Here is a 15,772-nt window from a genome sequence, read left to right on the forward strand (position 1 = left end):
CTGGTCCAGTCGTTTCTCGCTGGAAACGCTATTTCAGAACACGGCTGCTGACGTGAGCGCGCGCGAAAGCGGCGCGCATTTTCAAGAGCCGTTTGACCAGGCGGCCATAGATGAGATACCGGACCCTCCCATCGGCAAGATCGAACTCCACGGTCCCCCATCGTGCGACCGGCACTTGTCCGGTCGGCGGGCCTAGCCGTCCGATCTGGAACGCCAGCCTGACCTTGCGGCCGGCGACATCCAGATAGATCCCTGGAATATTGCCCAGCACATGCCACAACCGAGCGACATGCTCGATCGACATGGCCGGCGAGATCATCGTGTGGGCCGATTCAAGCCGCGCCCAGATGAAATCGCCGGCCGGCTGCGGTTTTCCCCAAAGGCTGCCTTTGCAGTAGGCTGGCGCCACCTCGCTCACCAGCGTGCGCATCGCGCTTGCCAAGCCGTCGATCAGGGCCCGCCGCGACGTCCAGTCTGTTTCCGAAAACGACACCTGCCCAAGGATGTCGCCGTCGTCGAAGGCGGCGGACATCTGATGCAGCGTCACACCGCCATGAACGGCATGCTGGCCGTCCACCGCCAGGCGATGGAGAGGATGCGGGCCCCGATAGTTGGGCAGCAGCGCCGGGTGAAGATTGAGCCCGCCCTTGGGAAAGATGTTCAGCAATTGCTGTGGGACCAATGTGGGGAAAGCATAGCAGATCAACACAGCGGCCCTGACCTGCGACAATTGCTTGCCGAGCGTGTCCCAATCATAAGGTCGCGCAAATTCGATCAGCCTTACCGGCGTGTCGCCGACATAGCGCCTGAGCAGCAATCTGCGTTTCAGTCTTCGGCGTAAATTGCTGATGCTGAAGTGTTTTGGGCGCCGACGCAACCCCGGCACAACAATCGCACCGATGCGATGGCCTGCTTCAAGCCACCCTGCCAGCAGCGGCCCGGTATAGGGGTTGACGTCGAGTATGAACACGGCCGAAAGCCGGTCTTGCCCGGTCCGCGGGCTCAAAAGCGGCACCCTCTCAAAGCGCCTGTCAAGCCGATCACCTCATTCAAACGGCGGTCGAGCCTGGCCTTTTCGGGGCGGGCGACCGCACCTGCCAATGAAGGCTGTCGATCAGGTGGCCTTGATTTGCGAAGGCGGTATCAAGGCGGTGACGTCTGAAAGGCGGCCCTTTTTCACCAGGACTGGCTTCCGATAGATCTTCTTCATGCTCACCCCCGTCAGATCAGCCCGCGCAATTTCGGTAGATGCCACCTCCCGTCAATCGCCATGCGATGGCTGGTCGCGCGGCAATCGGCAAAGCAATTATAGCCCCATGCCGCGCGAAAGCCTATCCGTAAACCTATGAGACGGCCTTCTCACGAACAGGCAGCTTCCAGCCTGGCCTGACGAAATGGCAGGTATAGCCGTTGGGGTATTTCTCCAGATAATCCTGATGCTCGGGCTCGGCCTCCCAGAAGGCACCGGCCGGCGCGACTTCGGTAACGACCTTGCCGGGCCACAGACCGGAGGCATCGACGTCTTCAATGGTGTCTTCGGCGACGCGCTTTTGCTCGTCGCTGGTATAGTAGATCGCGGAGCGGTAGCTCATCCCGACATCGTTGCCCTGACGGTTGCGCGTCGTCGGATCGTGGATCTGGAAAAAGCGCTCCAACAGTGTGCGATAGCTGATCACGGCTGGATCGAAATTGATCTCGATGGCTTCGGCATGGGTGCCGTGATTGCGGTAAGTGGCGTTGGGTACGTCGCCGCCGCTATAGCCGACACGAGTGGAGATGACGCCAGGATAGCGCCGTATCAGATCCTGCATGCCCCAGAAACAGCCACCGGCAAGCACTGCGCGTTCGGTCGAAGTCGCCATGTCACGTCTCCTCAAGAAAGCAATTCAGAAGAAACGGTAGCCGTTTCCGACCTGAATTGCACAACAACAAATTGGATTTCCCATAAATGGGCATTGTCGGCGGCTTCGTCCAGCCGACTGGAAGTGAACGCGGCGCCTACAAGGGGCGTGTGACCATGCACGAACGAAATATCACGATGCGGGAACGGGATCGGGCCGCGCGACAGGCTTCAGCTGTGCGGATGCCGGGTTCGGCTGTCCACGGCAAGCGGCAGATAGCGCGTGCCAGGCGGAATAGCGGCAAAATTGATTGGCACGGGCGGCGCCTTGCGCGACCAGTTGAAAAGAACGGTCTTGACCGGGATGTTACCCAGCCATGCCCGCAGCGACAGCGGCACACCACGCCCCGACCAGACCATCAGCATGCCGTGGTCGCGCAGCCGCTGCCTGGTGATCCACGGCGCGAACCGCATATTGAGGTCGGTGAAGATCGACGGCTTGTCATAGGCATTGAGGCCAGCCAGCATGGCCAGATTGGTGTCGCCGCCGACAACGTCGAGCCGGCCGGGCACCGCCGCGTGCCAGACCGCCTCGGCCTCGTCCGAGATCGGCTGCGCCGGCCAGCAGACGGCATCCATGCGTCCTCGCACATTGCAGTCCGTCCAGCGGATCGCCGCATAGGCGGCCGACATGGTGACGATGCAGGTGAATGCGCAGATCGCCAGCCTTCGCATCTCGAAGGCGCCGAGTTGGTGGCCGAGGAAGGCGAGCACCACGACGCCGACAAGATTGTACATCGGCGCACCCCAGGATTCACCGGTGCCGGTGAACAACGAGGCCAGCATGATCAGGACCGCCGGGCCGAGCCCCATCCATACGAGATAGACCAGAATGCCGCGTTCGACGGACGCTTCGGGGGCAGGCGAGCGCCGCAGCAGCCCTGATATCGACAGCACCAGGAGAAAGCCGGAGAGCCCGGCCATCTGGACACCGATGTAATACAGGCGCGCACGGTGTTCAGTCACCCAGGCGTCGCGGTCGGCGAAATAGGTCAGCGGCAGGAAATCGATGCGGTAGAGTTCAATTGCCAGCGGCGCGGCGACAGCCAGAAAAACGGCGAGGCCGAGCCATGGCCAAGGCGTCGCAAGCCGGCTGCGCGCGCGTGCGTCGGACAACAGCCAGAGAGCGCCGAAGGCAAGCAGCAGGCCGGTGGAGAACTTGGCATAGAGTCCGACGCCCGACACCAGTCCAAGCGCCAGCCACCAGCCGGGCCCACCGCCGCGGCCGGCGCGCCAAAGCAGCCAGCATATGGCCGCCCAGAACGGCATCTGCGCATAGTCATGATTGAATTGCGGGGTCGGCCAGCCGAAGAAATAAACCGACGGCATCAAGAGCACGGCGGCCAGCGCGCGGGTTTGGCCGAGCATGTCGCGGGCCAGCAGATAGACCAGGACGAAGGTCGACGAAATCGTCAGTTGGGCGAGCAGATATTGTGGCCAGCGGAACGATCCGGTCAGAAGATGGCTGGTTTCAAGCAGCCAGCCGGGAAGCTGCGGATGCTTGTAGGTCAACAGCATCCATTCGCGGCCCCACATGAAACCTTCCACGACATCGCCAGGCGGCGCGGGGTCGATCAGCGCCGGCACCACCGTCCAGCACACGATCTGCACCAGGCACAAGAGCGCCAGCAAATACCAGGGATGACGAAGCAGGCCGGACCAGACCGACGAACGGTCGATGCCCACGACAAGCAACCCGGCCGGCAGCCAACCATCTATGGAGTCGTCAATTCCCGTCATGCGGCGCTTAAATCACACCGACCGGTTTGCCGAACAGCCCCAACGTCAAAGCTTACGAAAAAGTATACTTGCAGGCCATTGCAAGACCAAGATTGAGCAGGAATTTCAGCGCTCCGTTGCCCTCCCCGACAGAACAACCCGCATATCTGATCCTGTCTGAACCTTCCGGATACTCGATGCGTCACCAGCATGCCGTCATCCACCACCGCGCGTTCGATTTCTGGCTGGCGCGCGCGGCTGTCCTTGTCATCATCTGCCTGCAGCTTCTGGTCATAAACGATCTTTCGTTCGGCCCCCGCTGGCTGGCGCCGGCCCTTGAAGCGGCGCTGCTCGTGCCGCTGTCGGTCGCCACGGCCTGGACGCAGGTCGCCACCCAGAAGGCGGTCGAGGAGGAGCACTGGTATCTGGTCGGCCGGTTCCGCGTCATGATCCGCAGGACGGCCCTGGTGATGACTGGCGTCGTCAGCGTCATGAACTGCGGTTCGCTGGTGTTCCTGGTGCGCGCGCTGCTGGCGGGCCATGCCGGCTCCAGCGGCCAGACGCTGCTGATCGACGCGCTCAACATCTGGGTCACCAATGTCATCATCTTTGCCCTGTGGTTCTGGAGCACCGATCGCGGCGGGCCGCCGACCTGCGGCCTCGTCAACCGCGCCCATTCCGATTTCCTGTTCCCGCAAATGACCTTGAACGACCGCGAGATCCGCGACTGGCTGCCGGGCTTCGTCGACTATGTCTTCCTCGCCTTCACCAACGCGACGGCGTTTTCGCCGACTGACACCTTGCCGCTATCCCAGCGCGCCAAACTTTTGATGATGGCCGAGGCGATGATCTCCCTGCTGACGATCGCACTGGTCGCGGCCCGCGCCGTCAACATCCTGGCCTGATGCATGGCGCGCAAAAGTGACCGCGGTTTGGGAAGAAGACATGCATAAAAACAAAGACCCAAAGCGCGACGCATGAATCCACTTCGCCGCGACGCGCTTTGGGCCGAAACGCAAAAAAGCCCGCTCCGGCGAACCGGAGCGGGCTGTTGGACTGTCGTGAAGCCGGAGCGCGAGGTGGAGGATCCGCTACCCTCGATCCGTGCCGAGGTCGCGTTCGAAGACCACCTGGTCGCGCAGCGGAATGCCGTTCACAAGCAACCCTTCGGGGTAGCCAGTCGATGGCCCGAACGCGTCCTGCACGATACGGCACATGCGAAATCCCTGTCGCTGGTAGAGCCGGAACTCCTCCCACCAGTCGATGAGCGTCGAAAACACCTTGAAGCGGCCGGATTGCATGCGGTCTAGCATTTCCATCAGCCCCGCCTCGACCGAGACCGAGCCGTCCGGAAATTGCGCGTGGCGCGACAGCATGTTCAGCCCGTGGGCGGCATATTGCTTGGCGAGCGCCACGCCCGCCCCTTCCAGCGTTTCGCGGCGGCCGTCGCGCGGCCAGGCGAAGGGCAGCCATTCGCCCCAGGGTTTCAAGGTTAGCGCCTGCATGGCCGGTGTCTGCTGCGAGGCGCGGACGGCTTTGGAAACATAAACGACATCGGCCTCCGTATCCCAGGCGAGCTCGACGGCGGCGGAAGGATGGTCCCAGCCGAAATCGAGCGCACCAATGCGCGGCCAGTAGCGCGGCAGCCGGAACGGCTCGCAGGCGATCAGCGCCTCGGCCACCGGAAAGATGCGGCCCGAGCCCAGCACCGGAATGCCGCGGGCGCGCGCCTCGCGCTCATGTTCGGGATAGGCGGCGACGATCGCCGCGCGTTCCCCAGGCGAATAATGCGCGGCATCGTCGATGGTCATGAAGGTGACGTGACGGGACATGGCGGGACCTGAATCAGATTGCGAGGTGACCACTGTATGGCGCTGTTCATGCGTGGTTTTTTGGGGTCAGATGCGACAGTTCTTCTCCCTTGTGGGAGAAGGAAGAGCGCGCTCTTCGATCTTTTTACCCAGCCACCGCCCGCATCTCGGCATGCTGCCGCACATGCTCCAGCGTCAGCTCCAGCCCGATATGCGACAGCTCGGTCGCAGCCGCATCGGCGGCGTGCGTGGCCGGTTCCACGACGCGCTCGAACATCTCCTGTTCGTAATGCTTCACCGCTTGCCTCCAGTCATCGGCCTCGACCAGGTGGCGGGCGAGTTCGGCCGCGTCGAGCATGGCGGCGTTGACGCCCTCGCCGCCGAAGGGCGACATGACATGGGCGGCGTCCCCCAGCAGCGTCACCCCGACCCGGTTCGGCCAGTGGTGGCCGATCGGCAGCGCGTGGATGGCGCGGGCCACGATATTGTCGTTGCTGGCCGCGATCAGCGCGACAAGCTGCGGCGCCCAGCCCTCGAATTCGGCGATCAGACGGGCCCGCGCCGCTGCCGGCGAGGCGAAATCGAAGGTTCTCTCCGCCCAGTCCGCCGGCACGCGGAAAATGGCGTAGCCGCGCAGATGCGCGTTGGCGTTGCGCTGCACGATCATGCCGCGGCCGTCGCCCTCGGCGCCGATCTTGCCGCGCCCGACCAGTTTCGACAGCGCCGGATGGCTGGCGTCGACATCGTCGATGCCGAACTCGATGAAGGTGAGCCCGGAATATTGCGGCCGGTAGCGCGAGACCAGCGGTCGCACCCGCGACCAGGCACCGTCGGCGCCGACGACGAGGTCGAACGGGCCGAGCAGGTTGACGCCGAAGGCCAGGTCATAGGCACCGTCGGAGCGCGCATAGACCTCGCGCAGCTCCCTGCCCCATTGCACGCTGCCTTCCGGCAGCGAGGCAAGCAGGATGTCGCGCAACGCCGAGCGGTCGACTTCCGGCCGGTCGCCGCTGTCGTCGTCATCGGCCAGCACCAGGCGGCCATCCCTGTCGTAGAGCCGGCTGCCCTGGTCCTCGTAGCGGGCAATGCGCAAAAATTCCTTTTCGAGACCGGCGCGCCGCAGGGCGAGTTGGCCGGAGTCGACATGCAGATCGAGCGTACCGCCTTGCGGCCGGGCCAGCGCATGCGCCTCGCGCTCGAAGACTGTGGCGGCGATACCGTTGAGATGCAGGATGCGTGCAAGCGTCAGGCCCGCGGGGCCGGCGCCAATGATGGCGATGCGCAAAGGGATTCCGGTCATGGACAGGGGGCTCGCATTGATTTATATAGGAACCTATACAATAAACATAGGCACCAATGCAAGTCATGACCGACTGGACCCTGTTCTCGAACCCCGCCCCGCTCATCAACATGGCCTCGCGCAGCCTCGCCCGCCTCGGCGAGCGCCGGGTGAAAGCCTTCGGCTTCTCGATCGGCCAGATGCCGGTGATCTATCTCTTGCGCGACGGCGCGGCGATGTCGCAGAAGGAACTGGCGCGCTTCGCCAAGATCGAACAGCCGTCCATGGCGCAGATGCTGGCGCGCATGGAACGCGACGGCCTGATCCACCGCACGCCCGACCCCAACGACGGCCGCAGCAGCCTGATTTCGCTGACCGAAGTGGCGCTGAAAAAACTGCCCGCCGCGCGCGAGGCGCTGGACGAAGGCAGGGACGAGGCACTGGCCGGTTTCAGCGAGGACGAGGTGGCGACGCTGCTGGGCATGCTCAGGCGGCTGAACGAGAACCTCGATCGGATGGTGGCGCGGGAGACGGAGTGAGCGACTCCAGGACCCGAGTTCCGAGGCCCACCTAACTCTTGTACCCCTCGTTCAGGCAATCATTCTTCCAGGCCCAGTCGAAGTCGGCCCGCGACATGGACTGGCCCATGCCAGGCTCGACAAACGGACCGGCGGTGTTGTCGATATAGACGATGAAGCGCGCCTCCTTGGTGAAGGTGCCAACCTTGGCGGTGATGACGCCGCAGGTCTGGCCGGACGAACTGTCGCCGGTAAGCTGCACATGTGAGAATGTGGCGGAAGGATCGCTCACCAGCTTGTGCATCTTGCCTTCGGCGGCACTGATTGCATCGGCGCGCCAATCGCCGCTGCCGCTACAGGCTGAAAGCAGGGCGGAAAGGAGGAGCAGTTCTGCAATTTGGCGCATGTCGGACCCCGATCGTCACGCCGGACGCTACTCGGCCACTGGTTGCCGCAAAAGCGGTATTGCGGATCATGGTTTCGCGGCGGTTCACCCCTTCCCCATCCCCTCGACCTGCGCGGCCGACAAAAACAACAGCACCACATCGCTCATCCCAAGCAGCGGCGTGAACGTCACGATCGTTATCCCGCCGGTCGCGTTGGTGCGGGTCAGGCCTTCGGAATAGATGTCGAGCGGCGGCTCCTCGTCGAACCAGACGCCGTGCAGCGTCTCGCCCTGCCATTTCTCGCGGCCCTTCTCGAAACTCTTGAACGACAGCACGCTCTCGCCGGCCTGCACATCGCCGCCGCCGCCATGGCGCACCACGACACTGTCGAGCGCGCCGGGCGCGCCGCGCCCCATGATGGTGTCGACAATGGTATCGGCCGGGATCATGCCGGTGCCCCAGGCCGCCTGCTGCTGCGGCGGGCCGACCAGCACGCGCTGCGGGTTGTCGCGCGTGCCCTCGCCGGTCACGCCGGCGGCCCACAGCCGCACGGGCGTGTCGAAAACCTTGCCTTGCCACCACGCGGGATAGCGGCCGGTCAGGTGCATGGCCCACTCCGCGCCGCCGGCCCTGGTCTTGCCGAGCTGGTTGCCGGCCATGAACAGTCTTTCACGGTTCTGGGCACCCGCCGCGTGAAATTCGGCTTGGCGGTCATACGGCTTATAGGCCGCCAGCAGATTTCTGCGGCGTCGGCGATCAAGCTCCGCGAGCAGCGTCAGATATTCCGTCTTCGCCGCGATCGGTGGGCTCTTGGAGGAACGGCCTGAGGACGGCTTCGAGGCCGCGGATACGGCTGCGGATTTCTTCATCGCTCATTGCATCCAGATGGTTGACGGCGACATCGAAATCTTTGGGCAGGACTGACAACACGATCTTCAGATACTGGTCCGGCTTGTCGGCCCGCACCTCGGCGATGACGCCGGCGCCATGCGCGCGGAAATCGGCCCGCACGGCGGCGAGAAAGTCGTCGCCGAGCGTCTTTTTCGTCCGCTTCGGACGAGGCGTCGGCGCGACCGTCTCGCGAGCCGGCTTGTGCCTTGCCGGCCTTGTCTTGCGGCGCGCCGGTTTGGCGTCGACATCATCAGCCATCGACAGGGTCCATCGCCTTTGCGGCGGTATCGTTGGCCGCCTTGCCCGCGTTCGGCATCGATCCGGCCGGCTTCTTCGAGTGGGTGGCTTTTTTCTTGGCCCGCTTGGCGCGCTTCGACTTGGCCACCGCGGCAGGTTTTGCCGCACTGGCGCGTTTTGCCACGCTGGCCTGCGCCTTGAGCCGCGCCAGTACGAGGCCCATGGCCTGCCCGCCAATGCCGGACCGCGGAAAACCAAAGCCGCCGGCCGCATCCCGCACCATGCCGATCAGCACGCCTGGCGCGGCCGGCTCGACGCGCCCCAGACGCGCCTGCGGCGCGCCGCCCTCGAACTCGCCAATGGCGCTGACGATGTCGCGGCCGTCATCGTCGGTGATGATGGTGGCGTAGCGTTGGGTCATCGGATTCTCGCAGAGGGGGCGCGGTCCCGCCGGCATTTCAATGTTGGCACAAGGCCGTGTCGCTTGATGAAAAAAACAAAACCCGCCTCGGCGGCGGGTCGTTGGCGCAAATCAGCACCATGGACAAAATGATAGCTTGGCTGCCCTCACTCGGTCAAGGAAAAGATTCCTAGACCTTCAAATTCGCCTCAAGCCTCCTCCTCGATCATGCTCTGCGCGACCTGCGTGGCGCCGCCATTGATCCGGGCGGCGATGATGTGGCCGAGCGCCACGGCACCCACGCACAGCAGCACCGAGAGGCCGATGTTGAGTGCCGCACGGCCGAAGCCGCCGGCCCGCAGCAGGTCGAGCGTCTGCAGGCTGAACGACGAAAAGGTCGTGTAGCCGCCGCACAGGCCGATCATCACGAACAGGCGCAGACCTTCGGAGGCGGGATAGCGCCCGCCGGCCAGCGTCAGCGTGCCGAAGAAGCCGATCAGCAGCGAGCCGCTGATGTTGATGATGATGGTTCCCCAGGGCAGTTCACTGCTCACCGGCAACGCCCAGGTGGAAACGAGGTAGCGCGCCAGCGTGCCGATCGCCCCACCGGCCATGACCAGAAGACAGTTTGAAAAAGACATGCTCGATCCTCTCTGAGACGAGCACATCGGCCCGCCATGGCGGCGGAATCGACGGATTCCCACCGCGGTTTTCACGGCAGGAGTCATCAGCCATCACTGGCGGTTTCGGGAGAACCCCATTCCCATCACTGGTAAGATGCCAGACATCTCCCATTACTGGCAAGATGCCAGAGCGCGGGCGCTTCGACAAGCCGCCGGCGGCGGGAGCGGGAGGCCGAAAAAACAAAAACCGCCTCGGCGGCGGGTCGGCGGCGCAAATCAGCACCATGGACGAAATGGTAGCACAGCTGCCCTCACCGGACAATCGGATGGCCGCCGGCAGATCGCCGAAATCCGGCTTTGGCTAGCCGGCTTTTCTTCGGCCCCCGGCTGTGGAATCATCAGTTGAAGCTCATGGAATGATTCGCGTCACGGCCTTTGTGGGAGAGGACGATGGACAGACCAGCCATGGCATCCGTTTTCAGGATGCGACATGCTCCAGCCTCGGTTTCCGGGGTGCGAAGTACCGGCCAGGGTCAGGCCGATCCGGTGATCCGCGTGAACTCGCTTGGCGAGGCGATCCGTTTCGTCGCCGGTGCTTACCCCAACTACGACATCGGCGCCGTTGCCATCACTTGCGGCGATCCGTCGATCCCGCGCCTCGGCAGCCTGGAGGTCAAGGCGCTGTGGCGCGAATATGGCGAGCGCCTGACGCAGGAATAGATCGTTTCCCGCGGCAGACGACCTGCCCGCCGTCCGGATTGAAGATGACCGTACCGGCGCCTTCATCGGCTCGCCGGGATAGCGGCGGCGATCCTGCTGGTCCTGCTGTTCGCCAACAGGGTCCGAGGCGGCATGCATTGCCTCCGGATCGGAAACGCCGCTGGCGCGTTTCAGCTACGGTGAATAGAGGGAGCAACCGCCATGAATGTCGCCAACCTGCAACTCGAAGGCCTGCTGATGGCCGTCGCCTCGATCAACCACGTGCTGGTGCGCAAAGGCGTGCTGACATCGGAGGAGATCGATATCGCCTTGCGCAAGGCCGAGGCCGGCGAGACCAGCGAGGAGAGGTCCGGCGGCATGTCGGCGTCGAGCCGTGACGCCGTCAACTTCCCGATCCGGCTCCTGGAGCTCGCCAATCAATGCCAGCCGGAGGCGGACATGCCCTCATTTTCGAAACTGGCTCGCATGGTCGGCCAGATGAAGGAACCATACAACGACCAGATGTGAGGTTCGCCGTTTCACGGAACGGCGAACACGTCTGACCTGGAATTATCCTCGCCTCACGCCCTGCCCGGCCAGCCCAGGTTCAGCGCCAGCGTCTGTCCCGGCCCATGCACCGCCGCGAACAGCAATCCGGCGATGAAGGAAAAATGGTCGACGAAGAAGCCGAACTCGGCCTGGTTGCCGGCCCAGTGGCTGGGGCCGTGGAAGGCAAAGGCCAGGAACAGCACATAGGCCGCGGCGACCAGGGCCGCCTGCGTGAAGAAGGCGCCGCTCAGGAAACACAGCACCAGCGCAACCTCCAGGATCGCCGCGCACCAGGCGAGGAAGAGCGGGAAAGGAAAGCCGGCGGCGGCGATGAAACCCGCGGTGGCGCCCATGCCCATGAACTTGAAGGTCACCGCCATGAGGAAGACGGCGGCAAAGATCAGGCGGGCAATGAGAAGGGCCGTGGTCTGCCACGGCGATTGAGCGATTTGCGACGGCATGATTTTCTCCAGGGGTTGAAAAACGTTTCGCTCCCAAGGACGTGCGACGGGAGGCGGTTCCGACACCCCTTCGCGAATTTACCCGAAAACCCATAAGGCATCCGCCGCCACGGTGGCGGCAGTCGATCACCCTGCTTCAAACGCCCTTCTGCCCGGGCGAGGCTCTCGCCACAATATCGCGAAACTTGTTCGTAACCATGATCGTGATATCGTTAGCTTGGGCTAATGCACAGCTATGTCTGATGCAGTGTTTGGGTGGGTAAGAATTGGGCGCGCGTGTCAGGCTGGGGACGAGATCCTTTCTGGTCGGGTCATCGGTGGTGGAGTGTAATGGCTGCGGCGGCAGCGGGCAGGTTTTCCAATGCCCGCGCTGGACAAGCTCCAACGGCCTTTGCTGTCCCGCCGGCACCCACCATCGTGGCTGCCCCGGCGCCAGCGCGCCCTGCGTCGAATGCGGCGACACCGGTCACCGCGACGCCGGCCCGGTTCATTCGCCGGCCTGAACAACTGCTTGCAAGCGCTTCCTGCCGGTGCGATCCGCCATCATGGAACCAGCAGCGCCGATCGCTGTTATGTCTGATCGCGGCATCGCGTGGTACAATGTCCGCGCGACCATGCGGCTGACAGAAAGCGAGGCAAGCCATGCCTGACGACAAATCGAAGATCAAACAGGACCGCAAGCTGGTTTCGAGCGAGGAAACCTACGAGGTTGCCGCGTTTGCCCGCAAATACGGCATCCCGCAAAGCGAAGCCCAGACCATCATCAAGCGCTACGGGCCTTCGCGCAAGAAGCTCGACAACCATATGGCCGCGCGCGGATAGAGGTGGCGGCCGCGCGCCGCGGGAACGGAGGGCCGCCGATGTCCGACACCATACGCAGGACCGGCAGCTGCCTGTGCGGCGGCGTGCATTTCGTCGTCACCGGTCAGCCGACGCGGGTCGGCCTCTGTCATTGCAAGGACTGCCGCAAGGCGGGCGGCTCGGTCTATTCGGCCTTTGCCATCTGGCCGCGCGATGCCTTCGAGACATCGGGCGAAGTCGCCACTTACGGAACGCGCAGCTTTTGCCCGACCTGCGGCGGTCGCGTGGCCTGGGTCGGCGACACCGAGGCCGAGGTCATGCTTGGCAGCCTCGACGTCGCGCCGACCGACCTTGCCCCCGAATATGAATTGTGGATCAGCCGCCGCGAGACCTGGCTGCACGCCCTGCCCGGCGCCGAGCAATTCGAGCATGACCGGCCGCAGGCCGAAGACGCCGATCCGCCGGCGCCGAGACCTTTGTCGGACGTCGTCGCCGGCGATTGAAAATTGATCCCTAGGCTCTGGAACCCTCCCCTGCCGGCGGCGTTATCCGGCGCCCCTTATGCATGCCGCGGTCCCTCAAAACCGCAGGGCCATATGCACCCGTCACGGAGACTTCAGTTGAACGACAAGATGTTTCCCCGACCGATCCGCCTGAAATTTGCCCCCGAGCGTGAGCGCGTGGTGCGCAGCGCCTGGGAGGGCCTGGAATGCCTCGGCGACTGGCCGGCCGGCCAGGGCCGGCGATACCGGGCGGCATTGCGCAGCTGCCGCGATGCGCTGGATGGCTGGACGCCGCCGGAAAAGGCGATGCGGGCCATGATCGATGCCGCGCGCGAAGCACACATCCTCCAGTAGCGGGAAAAACAATGGCCGATGCGATGCTGTCGACACCAATGCGCATCAGGCCGCATGGCTCGGACACGATCCGTGAGGTGGCGAGCCTTCAGGACGCCAGTGAGATCCTGATCGATTGGCCGCATGCCAGCCGCGGTCCCTTCTACCAGGCCGCGCGCGAGAAGGTGGAGGCGGCGCTGGAAAACAAGGACGGCGCGGCACAGGCGCAGGAAGCCTTCACCGCACTGTGCGATCACGCCGGCATTCTGGTTCGCTAGAACCACTCCCAGGAAAAGTGCGAACGGTTTCGCCCGACAAAAAGCAGGCGATGCCCTCGCCTGCTTTTTCGCGAAGCGGGTCTGTTATTGGGCAGGCAGGTCGCCGTCCACGATAGGATGAGAGGTTTCGAACCCGAAATTCTTTGGCGCCATCAGCATCAGGGCGATCACGATTGCGATCGTGGCAATAAATGTGGCGGTTCCGGCAATATCCCTCAAGGCTCCGTCCTTTCGAATCCAATCCACGAAAGAAACGTTTCCCGATCTAAGAGGTTCCGCTGCCCGGCGATAATGCGCCGACCTGGTTTCTACTTGGAAGGCGGCTGTGCCGGCACTTGGCCGGGCTTGATCACCGGCGTCTTGCCTTCGTCGGGCGCTGGCGCGGCCATGCCCTGGTCGCCGGTGGCCGGCGGCTTCAGCACCCCGCCGCAATCATTGAGCTTTTCGGTCAGATTGCCGCCGCTGGACGGCTGCTTGCCTTGCTCCGGCTGGACCTGGCACTTGTCGGCCTGCTGGGCCGGGTTCTGCTGCGGATCCGTCTGTGCCGCCGCCGGCGGCACTGCCAACGCCAGCATCAGGGACGCGATGGCGAGAGGTTTCATCTCGATCTCCTTCTCCTGCGCGGCCGCCCGCGGCGGCTTTCCATTTCGCAGGACAACGCCTGTCGGCGCGAAAGGTGGCATTCAAGGCGTGACAGGATCAAAGCCAACGACGGCATGTTCGGTTGTCGGCTGCAACGGGATCAGCGAGATTTTTCCGCATCGTCCTCGGACGGGGCAGCGGGCGGGTCTGCCCTTTGCGGGCACTCCTCATAGCGGTGGTCGCGGCCGCCGCAGAAAGAACAGCACATCGCCTCGCGGCCCTCGTCTCCGGGCCACCATCGCGGTGTTTCGTAAGGTTTCCTGCTGTCCATTCCCAGCAATGCGCGACACGTGATTTGGTTGCGCTGGTGGCCGCGCCGCGTCTCGCCACGCTCCATGCGTAGCCTGTCGCGGAACCGGCGGGACGGAGGAAGAGTTCCATGGGACGATGAAAGCCGCTCGGGCAGCTCCGGCAAAAGTGAAGCGGCTTTGTCCGAAACCGCGTTAGAAGAGAAACATGATGTCAGCTCGCGTTCGAATCCTATTGATGACCTTGGGCACGGTGCTAGCGGCGACCGGGCTCGCCGAGGCGCGGCCCGACAGCCGCGCCATGAGCTGCGCCGAGATCCGGGCCATGATCCAGAGCCGTCGCGCGGTGGTGCTGACCACCGGCCCCAACACCTATGACCGCTATGTCAGGCAATTCGGCAATGAATGCGACTGGCCGGAGGTGCCGATGTCGGCCTATATACCGGCGCGCGATGGAAACTGCCCGGTTTATCGCTGCGAAGAGCCGGTCAACAACTTCCCGAATTGACGCTTCGCCGTACTGGCGCCATAACCGTTCCCAGCTTCTCCCGCTTCGTCTAATGGTAGGACAGCGCCCTTTGAAGGCGTGAATCGTGGTTCGAGCCCATGAGCGGGAACCAGCCCTTCAACAGGCTGGAGCAATTCCAGGAAGCCGTGAAACGGTTATTCCATCGGCAATTGCGTCAAGAGAGCTCCGGTTTGGAACCGGTCCTCCTGAAACCATTTCATGGACCCTGCGTTGACGACCGGGGCATGGCCAGACACAGGAGACATCTCATGACCGTCAACTGCCGCATATCCATCGACAACCGGCCGGACGCCACCGACGCCGTTTTCCAGGCGGTGCCGCGGATCGGAGAAAGCATTTCGCTGTCGGTCGATGGAAGTCCGCAGGACCTGCGGGTCTCTCGCGTCGTGCATGTCCCCGGCGGCACATTGGATGGTGCCGCGATCATCGTCGAGGTGACGACCAACATCCTCTAGCCCCGCGCTCCTGGCGCCGGCCAGGGGATGATTGCGTTCTGCCGGCGGGGGGCCACCGAGCCTCACGCGACAGTGATTGGCAGGGATGAAACTTTGCGCCGACGCGGACGTTTAGTACCGCAACGCCGTCGAGGTTCCAATGCAGACCGCTTGGTTCTCCAAACCCGTGGTGGTTTCCGTCGGTGTCACCGGTGCCACCCGCAACCTGTCCAACACGCAGCAGGCCATCGAATTGCTCACGACCCATTGGCGCGATGCCGGCAGCCTGAAACATCAGTCCGCGCTGCGTGCCTGCCGCCGGGCGACGAGCGGCGACGTGTCTCCCGATGCCGCCAGGGAGGCCTTCGTCGAGGCCGCGCGCGAAGCGCACATACTGGTCGAATGATATTGGACCGGCAGGCCGGGGCGGCGGAGAAACCTGCCGCCCCCACCTGGGCACAACGCCGCTCGGGCAGCGGCCGTTGTCCACGCGCATCGGGCATGTTCCCGAGTTGCCGCGATTGCCATCGA

The 15,772-nt window shown here is 63.9% G+C and carries 24 protein-coding genes, 1 tRNA gene and 1 riboswitch; of the genes, 12 read left to right on the forward strand and 13 right to left on the reverse strand.

Annotated elements, in window-relative coordinates; genetic code table 11:
* Nucleotides 1-28: 28 nt before the first annotated feature.
* From AC1VON_RS26315 to AC1VON_RS26325, 3 genes are all read right to left on the reverse strand, one after another.
* Nucleotides 29-817 (reverse strand): formyltransferase family protein, encoded by a 789-nt coding sequence (locus AC1VON_RS26315; protein WP_483125369.1) that lies wholly within the window; start codon nt 815-817, stop codon nt 29-31.
* Nucleotides 818-1,343: 526 nt separating this feature from the next.
* Nucleotides 1,344-1,862 carry a peptide-methionine (S)-S-oxide reductase MsrA gene (msrA, locus tag AC1VON_RS26320; protein WP_056571625.1) on the reverse strand — a complete coding sequence of 173 codons (519 nt, stop codon included), beginning with the start codon at nt 1,860-1,862 and terminating at the stop codon, nt 1,344-1,346.
* A 209-nt stretch (nt 1,863-2,071) separates the two neighbouring features.
* The gene (locus AC1VON_RS26325; protein ID WP_483125370.1) at nt 2,072-3,640 is read right to left on the reverse strand and encodes a glycosyltransferase family 39 protein; all 1,569 of its coding nucleotides are present in this window, start codon (nt 3,638-3,640) and stop codon (nt 2,072-2,074) included.
* A gap of 176 nt (nt 3,641-3,816) precedes the next feature.
* On the opposite strand from AC1VON_RS26325, the gene AC1VON_RS26330 reads away from it, so the two are divergent.
* Nucleotides 3,817-4,524: a hypothetical protein gene (locus tag AC1VON_RS26330; protein ID WP_140775652.1), complete on the forward strand. Its 708-nt coding sequence runs from the start codon at nt 3,817-3,819 to the stop codon at nt 4,522-4,524.
* Nucleotides 4,525-4,710: 186 nt separating this feature from the next.
* Here AC1VON_RS26330 and AC1VON_RS26335 read toward each other — a convergent pair whose 3' ends face one another.
* On the reverse strand, nt 4,711-5,451 hold the full coding sequence (locus AC1VON_RS26335) for a phage terminase large subunit family protein (RefSeq protein WP_483125371.1): 741 nt from the start codon (nt 5,449-5,451) through the stop codon (nt 4,711-4,713).
* 124 nt (nt 5,452-5,575) lie between these two features.
* Nucleotides 5,576-6,730: an FAD-dependent oxidoreductase gene (locus tag AC1VON_RS26340; protein WP_483125372.1), complete on the reverse strand. Its 1,155-nt coding sequence runs from the start codon at nt 6,728-6,730 to the stop codon at nt 5,576-5,578.
* Nucleotides 6,731-6,795: 65 nt separating this feature from the next.
* Between AC1VON_RS26340 and AC1VON_RS26345 the strand changes: the two genes are divergently transcribed.
* Nucleotides 6,796-7,248, forward strand: a complete 453-nt coding sequence (locus AC1VON_RS26345; protein ID WP_483125373.1) for a MarR family winged helix-turn-helix transcriptional regulator — start codon at nt 6,796-6,798, stop codon at nt 7,246-7,248.
* Between the two features lie 31 nt (nt 7,249-7,279).
* Here the strand turns inward: AC1VON_RS26345 and AC1VON_RS26350 are convergent, their stop codons facing one another.
* From AC1VON_RS26350 to crcB, 5 genes are all read right to left on the reverse strand, one after another.
* Complete coding sequence (locus tag AC1VON_RS26350) at nt 7,280-7,633, reverse strand: hypothetical protein (protein WP_483125374.1); 354 nt, start codon at nt 7,631-7,633, stop codon at nt 7,280-7,282.
* A gap of 84 nt (nt 7,634-7,717) precedes the next feature.
* Entirely contained in the window at nt 7,718-8,272 is a 555-nt protein-coding gene (locus AC1VON_RS26355) for a terminase large subunit domain-containing protein (RefSeq protein ID WP_483125375.1), read from the reverse strand.
* A 97-nt stretch (nt 8,273-8,369) separates the two neighbouring features.
* Nucleotides 8,370-8,762: a hypothetical protein gene (locus AC1VON_RS26360; protein WP_483125376.1), complete on the reverse strand. Its 393-nt coding sequence runs from the start codon at nt 8,760-8,762 to the stop codon at nt 8,370-8,372.
* Nucleotides 8,755-9,162 carry a hypothetical protein gene (locus tag AC1VON_RS26365; RefSeq protein ID WP_483125377.1) on the reverse strand — a complete coding sequence of 136 codons (408 nt, stop codon included), beginning with the start codon at nt 9,160-9,162 and terminating at the stop codon, nt 8,755-8,757. The genes AC1VON_RS26360 and AC1VON_RS26365 overlap by 8 nt, the downstream gene beginning before the upstream one ends.
* Before the next feature lie 188 nt (nt 9,163-9,350).
* Nucleotides 9,351-9,782: a fluoride efflux transporter CrcB gene (crcB, locus tag AC1VON_RS26370; protein ID WP_483125378.1), complete on the reverse strand. Its 432-nt coding sequence runs from the start codon at nt 9,780-9,782 to the stop codon at nt 9,351-9,353.
* 70 nt (nt 9,783-9,852) lie between these two features.
* Nucleotides 9,853-9,915, reverse strand: a riboswitch (Fluoride riboswitch).
* Nucleotides 9,916-10,214: 299 nt separating this feature from the next.
* Here crcB and AC1VON_RS26375 point away from each other — a divergent pair.
* Together AC1VON_RS26375 and AC1VON_RS26380 are read left to right on the forward strand one after the other, a co-directional pair.
* Nucleotides 10,215-10,484 carry a hypothetical protein gene (locus AC1VON_RS26375; RefSeq protein WP_056571594.1) on the forward strand — a complete coding sequence of 90 codons (270 nt, stop codon included), beginning with the start codon at nt 10,215-10,217 and terminating at the stop codon, nt 10,482-10,484.
* A 201-nt stretch (nt 10,485-10,685) separates the two neighbouring features.
* Nucleotides 10,686-10,991 (forward strand): hypothetical protein, encoded by a 306-nt coding sequence (locus AC1VON_RS26380; protein WP_056571591.1) that lies wholly within the window; start codon nt 10,686-10,688, stop codon nt 10,989-10,991.
* A 53-nt stretch (nt 10,992-11,044) separates the two neighbouring features.
* Here AC1VON_RS26380 and AC1VON_RS26385 read toward each other — a convergent pair whose 3' ends face one another.
* Nucleotides 11,045-11,473: a DoxX family protein gene (locus AC1VON_RS26385; RefSeq protein ID WP_483125379.1), complete on the reverse strand. Its 429-nt coding sequence runs from the start codon at nt 11,471-11,473 to the stop codon at nt 11,045-11,047.
* Between the two features lie 642 nt (nt 11,474-12,115).
* Here AC1VON_RS26385 and AC1VON_RS26390 point away from each other — a divergent pair.
* The 4 genes from AC1VON_RS26390 (at nt 12,116) to AC1VON_RS26405 (ending at nt 13,388) form a co-directional block, all read left to right on the forward strand.
* A complete protein-coding gene (locus AC1VON_RS26390) occupies nt 12,116-12,295 on the forward strand; it encodes a DUF3606 domain-containing protein (RefSeq protein ID WP_027052489.1) in 180 nt (59 codons plus the stop codon).
* A 38-nt stretch (nt 12,296-12,333) separates the two neighbouring features.
* Complete coding sequence (locus AC1VON_RS26395) at nt 12,334-12,777, forward strand: GFA family protein (protein WP_172349639.1); 444 nt, start codon at nt 12,334-12,336, stop codon at nt 12,775-12,777.
* 117 nt (nt 12,778-12,894) lie between these two features.
* Complete coding sequence (locus AC1VON_RS26400) at nt 12,895-13,131, forward strand: DUF982 domain-containing protein (protein ID WP_172349638.1); 237 nt, start codon at nt 12,895-12,897, stop codon at nt 13,129-13,131.
* A gap of 11 nt (nt 13,132-13,142) precedes the next feature.
* Nucleotides 13,143-13,388, forward strand: a complete 246-nt coding sequence (locus AC1VON_RS26405; protein ID WP_172349637.1) for a DUF982 domain-containing protein — start codon at nt 13,143-13,145, stop codon at nt 13,386-13,388.
* Nucleotides 13,389-13,472: 84 nt separating this feature from the next.
* On the opposite strand, the gene AC1VON_RS26410 is transcribed toward AC1VON_RS26405, so the two are convergent.
* Both AC1VON_RS26410 and AC1VON_RS26415 read right to left on the reverse strand, forming a co-directional pair.
* Complete coding sequence (locus tag AC1VON_RS26410) at nt 13,473-13,607, reverse strand: hypothetical protein (protein WP_281411443.1); 135 nt, start codon at nt 13,605-13,607, stop codon at nt 13,473-13,475.
* Between the two features lie 89 nt (nt 13,608-13,696).
* Entirely contained in the window at nt 13,697-13,990 is a 294-nt protein-coding gene (locus AC1VON_RS26415) for a hypothetical protein (RefSeq protein ID WP_172349636.1), read from the reverse strand.
* Between the two features lie 526 nt (nt 13,991-14,516).
* On the opposite strand from AC1VON_RS26415, the gene AC1VON_RS26420 reads away from it, so the two are divergent.
* The 4 genes from AC1VON_RS26420 to AC1VON_RS26435 all read left to right on the forward strand — a co-directional run bounded on the left by AC1VON_RS26420 (nt 14,517) and on the right by AC1VON_RS26435 (nt 15,647).
* Nucleotides 14,517-14,786: a hypothetical protein gene (locus AC1VON_RS26420; RefSeq protein WP_172349635.1), complete on the forward strand. Its 270-nt coding sequence runs from the start codon at nt 14,517-14,519 to the stop codon at nt 14,784-14,786.
* Between the two features lie 38 nt (nt 14,787-14,824).
* Nucleotides 14,825-14,898, forward strand: a tRNA-Gln gene (locus tag AC1VON_RS26425).
* 157 nt (nt 14,899-15,055) lie between these two features.
* Entirely contained in the window at nt 15,056-15,262 is a 207-nt protein-coding gene (locus tag AC1VON_RS26430; RefSeq protein ID WP_483125380.1) for a hypothetical protein, read from the forward strand.
* Nucleotides 15,263-15,401: 139 nt separating this feature from the next.
* Entirely contained in the window at nt 15,402-15,647 is a 246-nt protein-coding gene (locus tag AC1VON_RS26435) for a DUF982 domain-containing protein (RefSeq protein ID WP_483125381.1), read from the forward strand.
* The last annotated feature ends 125 nt before the right edge of the window (nt 15,648-15,772 follow it).

The sequence above is a fragment of the Mesorhizobium sp. HAY1-8B genome (genome assembly GCF_056868045.1).

Coding starts and splice junctions, on each gene's coding strand:
- msrA (WP_056571625.1), bottom strand. CDS start 1,862: ATGGCGACTTCGACCGAACGCGCAGTGCTTGCCGGTGGCTGTTTCTGG.
- AC1VON_RS26325 (WP_483125370.1), bottom strand. CDS start 3,640: ATGACGGGAATTGACGACTCCATAGATGGTTGGCTGCCGGCCGGGTTG.
- AC1VON_RS26330 (WP_140775652.1), top strand. CDS start 3,817: ATGCGTCACCAGCATGCCGTCATCCACCACCGCGCGTTCGATTTCTGG.
- AC1VON_RS26335 (WP_483125371.1), bottom strand. CDS start 5,451: ATGTCCCGTCACGTCACCTTCATGACCATCGACGATGCCGCGCATTAT.
- AC1VON_RS26340 (WP_483125372.1), bottom strand. CDS start 6,730: ATGACCGGAATCCCTTTGCGCATCGCCATCATTGGCGCCGGCCCCGCG.
- AC1VON_RS26345 (WP_483125373.1), top strand. CDS start 6,796: ATGACCGACTGGACCCTGTTCTCGAACCCCGCCCCGCTCATCAACATG.
- AC1VON_RS26350 (WP_483125374.1), bottom strand. CDS start 7,633: ATGCGCCAAATTGCAGAACTGCTCCTCCTTTCCGCCCTGCTTTCAGCC.
- AC1VON_RS26355 (WP_483125375.1), bottom strand. CDS start 8,272: ATGGCCGGCAACCAGCTCGGCAAGACCAGGGCCGGCGGCGCGGAGTGG.
- AC1VON_RS26360 (WP_483125376.1), bottom strand. CDS start 8,762: ATGGCTGATGATGTCGACGCCAAACCGGCGCGCCGCAAGACAAGGCCG.
- AC1VON_RS26365 (WP_483125377.1), bottom strand. CDS start 9,162: ATGACCCAACGCTACGCCACCATCATCACCGACGATGACGGCCGCGAC.
- crcB (WP_483125378.1), bottom strand. CDS start 9,782: ATGTCTTTTTCAAACTGTCTTCTGGTCATGGCCGGTGGGGCGATCGGC.
- AC1VON_RS26375 (WP_056571594.1), top strand. CDS start 10,215: ATGGACAGACCAGCCATGGCATCCGTTTTCAGGATGCGACATGCTCCA.
- AC1VON_RS26380 (WP_056571591.1), top strand. CDS start 10,686: ATGAATGTCGCCAACCTGCAACTCGAAGGCCTGCTGATGGCCGTCGCC.
- AC1VON_RS26385 (WP_483125379.1), bottom strand. CDS start 11,473: ATGCCGTCGCAAATCGCTCAATCGCCGTGGCAGACCACGGCCCTTCTC.
- AC1VON_RS26390 (WP_027052489.1), top strand. CDS start 12,116: ATGCCTGACGACAAATCGAAGATCAAACAGGACCGCAAGCTGGTTTCG.
- AC1VON_RS26395 (WP_172349639.1), top strand. CDS start 12,334: ATGTCCGACACCATACGCAGGACCGGCAGCTGCCTGTGCGGCGGCGTG.
- AC1VON_RS26405 (WP_172349637.1), top strand. CDS start 13,143: ATGGCCGATGCGATGCTGTCGACACCAATGCGCATCAGGCCGCATGGC.
- AC1VON_RS26415 (WP_172349636.1), bottom strand. CDS start 13,990: ATGAAACCTCTCGCCATCGCGTCCCTGATGCTGGCGTTGGCAGTGCCG.
- AC1VON_RS26420 (WP_172349635.1), top strand. CDS start 14,517: ATGACCTTGGGCACGGTGCTAGCGGCGACCGGGCTCGCCGAGGCGCGG.
- AC1VON_RS26430 (WP_483125380.1), top strand. CDS start 15,056: ATGACCGTCAACTGCCGCATATCCATCGACAACCGGCCGGACGCCACC.
- AC1VON_RS26435 (WP_483125381.1), top strand. CDS start 15,402: ATGCAGACCGCTTGGTTCTCCAAACCCGTGGTGGTTTCCGTCGGTGTC.